The sequence below is a fragment of the Denitraticella aggregata genome, assembly GCF_048158365.1.
Lineage (GTDB): Bacteria > Pseudomonadota > Gammaproteobacteria > Burkholderiales > Rhodocyclaceae > Azoarcus_F.
In genome coordinates this window covers 1-1,817 of the sequence record NZ_JBLLNL010000033.1, presented here as the reverse complement: position 1 = coordinate 1,817, position 1,817 = coordinate 1, and the positions used below count along the sequence as shown (strand labels likewise).

At 58.4% G+C, this 1,817-nt stretch carries 1 protein-coding gene; it reads right to left on the bottom strand.

What is annotated here, in order from left to right; genetic code table 11:
* Positions 1-157: 157 nt before the first annotated feature.
* The gene (aceA, locus tag ACKVEX_RS16475) at positions 158-1,471 is read right to left on the bottom strand and encodes an isocitrate lyase (protein WP_473216827.1); all 1,314 of its coding nucleotides are present in this window, start codon (positions 1,469-1,471) and stop codon (positions 158-160) included.
* Positions 1,472-1,817 lie beyond the last annotated feature (346 nt).

Here is a 1,817-nt window from a genome sequence, read left to right as displayed (position 1 = left end):
CAGTGTAAGCCGGACTGATCGCTTACGTTCAACGGCGTCTGAGTCGAGACGAGTGGAGCAAAATGTCCCGCGCAAATAAAAAAGCCGCCCTGGGGGAGGACGGCCTTGATTCATGGAGTTGTGGGTCGGCGTGGCGGGACCCACTGCTAGAAGCAAATCAGTGGAACTGCTCTTCCTCTGTGGAGCCAGTCAGGGCCTTGACGCTGGACGAACCGCCCTGGATGACGGTAGTGACGTCGTCGAAGTAGCCGGCCCCGACTTCCTGCTGATGCGATACGAAGGTGTAGCCCTGCTCGCGCGCGGCGAATTCCGGTTCCTGCACCATTTCGACGTAATGCTTCATGCCTTCACCCTTCGCGTACGCGTTGGCGAATTTGAAGGTGTTGAACCAGTTGATGTGAATCCCGGCCAAGGTAATGAACTGGTACTTGTAGCCCAGTGCTGCAAGTTCGTCCTGGAACTTGGCGATGGTGGTGTTGTCCAGGTTCTTCTTCCAGTTGAAGGACGGCGAGCAGTTGTACGACAGCAGCTTGCCCGGGCAGGCAGCATGCACTGCCTGCGCGAACTCGCGGGCAAAACCCAGGTCCGGGGTGCCGGTTTCGCACCACACCAGGTCGGCATACGGGGCGTATGCGACGCCGCGGCTGATGGCCTGCTCGAGACCGTTCTTGACGCGGTAGAAGCCTTCCTGCGTGCGCTCACCGGTGAGGAAGGGCTTGTCGTTGGCGTCGTGGTCGGAGGTGATCAGGTTGGCGGCTTCAGCGTCGGTACGGGCCAGGATGATAGTCGGCACGCCCATGACGTCGGCCGCGAAACGAGCCGAAATCAACTTCTCGATCGCTTCCTGGGTCGGTACCAGCACCTTGCCGCCCATGTGACCGCACTTCTTAACTGCAGCCAGTTGGTCTTCGAAATGCACCCCGGCGGCACCGGCGGCGATCATGTTCTTCATCAGTTCGAAGGCATTGAGCACACCGCCGAAACCGGCTTCCGCGTCGGCGACGATCGGCAGGAAGTAGTCGATGAAGTCCTTGTCACCCGGGTTGATGCCGCGCGACCACTGGATCTCGTCGGCGCGCTTAAAGGTGTTGTTGATGCGGCGAACCATGGTCGGCACCGAGTCGTAGGCGTACAGCGACTGGTCGGGGTACATGGTCTCCGAGGTGTTGCCGTCGGCGGCGACCTGCCAGCCGGACAGATACACGGCCTCGAGTCCGGCCTTGGCCTGTTGCATGGCCTGACCGGCGGTGATTGCGCCGAAGGCGTTCACATAACCCTTCTTTGCGCCGCCGTTGACGCGCTCCCAAAGCAGCTTCGCGCCGCGTTGGGCGAGGGTGTATTCGGGCTGCAGGCTACCACGCAGGCGGACGACATCAGCTGCACTGTAGCCACGCTTGAGGCTCTTCCAGCGCGGGTTTTCAGCCCAGTCCTTTTCGAGGGCGGCGATTTGCTGTTCGCGGGTCATGGTCATGGCGGTTCCTTTTACTCAGGGATTGAGGAGGGTAGTAAATCGATTACGGAGCCAGCGCGGCAGCCCCGGAAACGTAAGACGTGTGCCGAACTTTGCTTTCAAGACTCGTCACCAGTGGCAAAAGTATAGGGCGCATCTCGCTTTGCAGCAAGAGGTCTTATATAAGATATAAGAAAGAAAATTAACTATCAAAAACAGATATATGAGTTCGCAATGTCACATTGCGGAACGAGAAATGCGTCAATGAAACGAAAACTTGCTGCATCGCCGTAAGGATACTTTGCCGAAGGATTCCCTCCGGAAGGAGGGTCGGAAATCATCCACCTATGTGTGGTGGAAGCTTGGA

What these genes read in the sequence shown, in the direction of transcription:
- aceA (WP_473216827.1), bottom strand. Translation starts at nt 1,471, where the DNA reads ATGACCATGACCCGCGAACAGCAAATCGCCGCCCTCGAAAAGGACTGG.